Genomic DNA, 4,330 nt, shown 5'->3' with positions numbered 1-4,330 from the left:
GGGCCACCAGTCCTCGGGGAACTCTTCACCGTTGCGATCCACCAGGGCGTTCATCCACGGAATCATGGTACTGCCGTTCGAGGTGCCGGCGAACGGCGGGGAGGCCTGGCTGACCCTGCGGGTCACCGTCGCCGAGGCCCAGGCATGGGCTCCGGCCGGTACGGAGGTCTGCGCGCCGCAGATCCGGATCCGGGCGGCGGACACGCCGGGGCGGCCGGTGCCGGCGGGACCCGCCGTCGAGGTGGACGGCGAGGGGCTGTTGCGGCACCCGCTGCTGACGGCCGCACCGACGCTCTCGCTGTGGCGGGCGCCCACCGACAACGACGAACTCGGCGGGATGGCGCTGCGCTGGCGGGCCTGGGGGCTGGACCGGCTGGTGCGCAAGGTGGTCTCGGTGCGCAGGGACGGCGGCTCGGTGGCCGTGGTCGCGGAGTACGCGGGCACCGTGGGGGTCGTACGGCACCGGCAGGAGTTCACACCGGTCGAGGGCGGTGTCCGCGTCGACGAGTCGGCCGAGCTGCCCGAGGAGTTCACGGACGTGGCGCGGGTCGGTTCGGTCTTCGAGACGGTGGCCGGGCTCGACCTGCTGGACTGGTTCGGTCAGGGTCCCTGGGAGTCGTACCCCGACCGTGCCGCCGGAGCCCCCGTCGGCCACCACCGGCTGCCGGTGGACCAGCTGTTCACCCCCTACCTGCGGCCCCAGGAGAGCGGCGGCCGGCACGGCGTACGACGGTTCACGCTGTCGGCGCCGGACGCCACCGGACTCGCGGTCGAGCTGGACGAACCCCGCCAGGTCTGCGTCAGCCGCTACCGCGCCGAGGACCTCACCGCCGTCACGCACCACGACGAACTCGTCCCGCGGGCCGGTTGCGTGGTCCACATCGACGCCGCGCACCGGGGCCTGGGTACGGCCTCGTGCGGTCCCGACACCTTCCCCTCCTACCTCGTCGCACCGGGTATCCACCGCTGGAGCTGGACCCTGCGCGTCCGCTGAGATCCCCCCACGCCCCTCACCGTCACTTCTGCTGACCCACGGAGCACACGTGTGTACGTCGCATGACCATGCCCAGGGCGAGGCCGCGCAGGCCGGAGCCGGAAGACGCAACTTCCTCAGGGCCACCGCGCTGCTGGGCGCCGCGGCCACGGCCGCCGGAGCCGGGGTCGCGCTGCCGGCCGTCGCCGAGGCGTCCGCCGGCTCCCGCCGGCGGCCCGACACCGAGAGCCGTCGCTTCACCCTCGCGGTGATGCCCGACACCCAGTACCTCTTCGACGGACCGAGCATCGACCCGGCGCCCGTCGAGGCGTCGCTGCGGTACCTGCTGGACCAGGCCGAGGAGGACAACATCGTCTTCCTGTCCCACCTGGGCGACCTCACCCAGAACGGGGCCGTCGAGGAGTTCGACGCGATCAGCAGGGCGTTCAGGATCCTCGACCGGCGCGGGGTCGGCTACAGCGTGCTGGCCGGCAACCACGACATCAAGTCGTCCACGGACGACCAGCGTGGTGCATCGCCCTACCTGGACGCCTTCGGCCCGCAGCGGTTCAAGGACAGGCCGACGTTCGGCGGTGCCTCCTCGGACGGCTACAACACCTACCACCTGTTCCGGGCGGCCGGGCGCGAGTGGCTCGTGCTGGCGCTCGACTGGCGGCTGTCGGCGAAGGGCTACGCCTGGGCGAAGGACGTCATCGCCCGGCACCCGAAGACGCCGGTCGTCCTCACCACGCACGAACTCGTCGTGGACGACGACACGTTGTCCTCGTACGGGCAACAGCTGTGGGACCAGCTGGTCGACGAGCACGACCAGATCTTCCTCACCCTGAACGGCCACTACTGGCCGGCCGGCCGCGCGACCCGCAAGAACGCTGCGGGCAACGAGGTGCACCTGCACCTGACGAACTACCAGAACCGGTACTTCGGCGGCGCCGCGATGATCCGCCTCTACCACTTCGACCTGGACCGGAACGTCATCGACGTGGAGACGGTCTCGCCGTGGATCCTCGGCCGGGCCAAGAAGGGCCTCAACGAGCTGGAGCGGCAGGAGATCGAGCTCAGCGGCGACGCCGACCGGTTCACCGTCGGCATCGACTTCGCGGACCGCTTCGCCGGCTTCGACCCGGTGCCCGCCCGCCCGCCCCGGCCCGCCTCGCAGCTGCTGGTCCGGGGCACGGCCGCCTACTGGCGGTTCGACTCGGCGGTCTCCGGCACGGTCCGCGACCTGTCCGGCAACGGCAACGACCTCACCGTGGTCGCGGTGGGCGGCGGCACCCTCGGCTGGTCGGCGGACCACCACCCGGACCAGCCGGCCCACGGCAGCCTGGAGTTCACCGGGTACAAGTCGCCGCTGAAGGGCGCCTACCTCCAGACGGTCAGCAGTGCGCCGCTCAACTCGGCGACTTTCGAGGACGGTTACACCATCGAGGCGTTCTTCCGGCTGCCCGCCGACTGGGACCCCGGCCACAACGCGTGGGCCGGTGTCGTCAGCCGCCGGGGCACCGGTGGCGCCGCGGGCAAGACCGGCGACGACCCCGACGAGCCGCTGGCCACCCTCTCGCTGTCCAACGACCGCGAGCCGCAGTGGGCGATGCGCCCGCTCAACCAGGAGGGCATCGCCACCAACTGGGGCCAGGAGACACCGCTGGAGACCTGGACCCACCTCGCCGTCGTCAACGACGGCAGGCACACGACCCTGTACGTCGACGGCTGCCCGGTGGTCCGCAACCCCAAGGCCGCCGCGGTGGGCATCACCTCCGTCGGCGAGCCCTGGCTGCTCGGCGGATACACCTACGCCGACAAGATCGACCAGATCCTGTACGGCCGCCTCGGTGACGTGCGGATCGTCTCCCGGGCGCTGCCCGTGTCCTCCTTCATGACCCACTGACCCCCGCGACGAGGATCATCTTCATGACCGAGCAACAGCTGCCCACCTGGGCCGACCCCGCCGTCTCCGCCGCCGAGCTGGACGCCCAGGGCATGTCGAGGCGCGGACTCCTGCGCCGCGCGGGCCTGTTCGGCGCCGCGTTCGCCCTCGGCTCCGCGGCGACGCCCGCGCTCGCCGCCTCCCCCGCCCGGCCGCGCCTCGGCGGCGCCGACCCGCGCCTCGCCTACCTGGTCGGCGACCACCACGTCCACTCCGTGTACAGCCATGACGCCAAGTACACGTTCACCCAGCAGGCCCGGGCCGCCGCGAAGTACGGCCTGGACTGGATGGTGTTCAACGAGCACTCCAACTTCGGGCACGCCTCCTACGGCGCGAAGCTGGAGCACGCGGAGATCCTCAAGGCCCGTGCCGCCAACCCGCGCCAGCTGATCTTCCAGGGCCTGGAGTGGTACATCCCGGCCGCGGAGCACTGCACGGTGTTCGCCGCGCCCGGTCCGCACGAGACCGACCTGCTCACGCAGTTCGAGCTGGCCTACGACGGCAAGCTGCTGAACTACACGGAGGGTTCCGCGGGCGCGGCCGACACCGCCCGCAACGAGGCCCACGCGGTCAAGGCCGTCCAGTGGCTGGCCGAGCAGCGCCGCACCGGCTACGTCGACGACGTCCTCGTCCTCGCCAACCACCCGCTGCGCCTCGGCATCGACTCGCCGCACGAGATGCGCAACTGGCGCGACGCGGCCCCCGAGATCATGATCGGCATGGAGGGCGCGCCGGGTGCCCAGGGCGCCGCCATCCCGGGCTGGCGCGGCGCCACCTCGATCCGCGGCGAGTACGAGAACAAGCCCTCCGCCCAGTCCTGGGCGGGCTACCCGGCGGACGCGTACCTCACCTACGGCGGCTTCGACTGGGCGACGGCCACGGTCGGCGGTCTCTGGGACGCGATGCTGTCCGAGGGCCGGCTCTTCACGATCACCACCAACTCCGACAACCACCGCACGGTCTTCGACACCTGGAAGAACGGCGACTGGCCGGCCGGGCAGAACTTCGACAACACCGGCAAGCTGCCCGACCCGGTGAACACCGACACCCCGCAGCCCGGCAGCGACTTCTGGCCGGGTGAGTTCAGCCGTACGCACGTCGGCGTCACCCGCTACGGCTACCGCGCGGTGATGGCGGGTCTGCGCGCGGGCCGGGTCTGGCTGGACCACGGGCACCTGCTCGACGGTCTCGAGGTGCGGCTGAAGCGGGACTGCGACCACGGCGACGGTGTCACCCTCGGCGGCCGGCTGAAGGTCCGCAAGGGCGAGCGGCTCACCCTGAACGTGACGGTGACGACCGCGTCCCGGGTCAACGCCCAGGGGATCCTGCCCCAGTTGGCGCACGTCGACGTCATCCGGGGTGCGGTGCGCGGCCCGGTCGCCGACCGCGACACCTGGCAGGCGCCCGACACG

General features: G+C 72.0%; 2 protein-coding genes and 1 pseudogene. All 3 read left to right on the top strand.

The genetic code is table 11. The annotated features are described in order from the left end of the window. Window positions 1-994, top strand: a pseudogene (locus tag ABZ646_RS41165) (beta-galactosidase); the annotation flags it as partial. A gap of 49 nt (window positions 995-1,043) precedes the next feature. Further along, complete coding sequence (locus ABZ646_RS41160; RefSeq protein ID WP_360531262.1) at window positions 1,044-2,879, top strand: LamG-like jellyroll fold domain-containing protein; 1,836 nt, start codon at window positions 1,044-1,046, stop codon at window positions 2,877-2,879. Between the two features lie 23 nt (window positions 2,880-2,902). Then, window positions 2,903-4,330: histidinol-phosphatase (locus tag ABZ646_RS41155; RefSeq protein ID WP_360531259.1), on the top strand; the 1,428-nt coding region annotated here is incomplete at its 3' end.

The sequence above is a fragment of the Streptomyces sp. NPDC007162 genome (assembly GCF_040634175.1).
Classification (GTDB): domain Bacteria; phylum Actinomycetota; class Actinomycetes; order Streptomycetales; family Streptomycetaceae; genus Streptomyces.
This window is presented reverse-complemented; position numbering and strand designations above follow the sequence as displayed.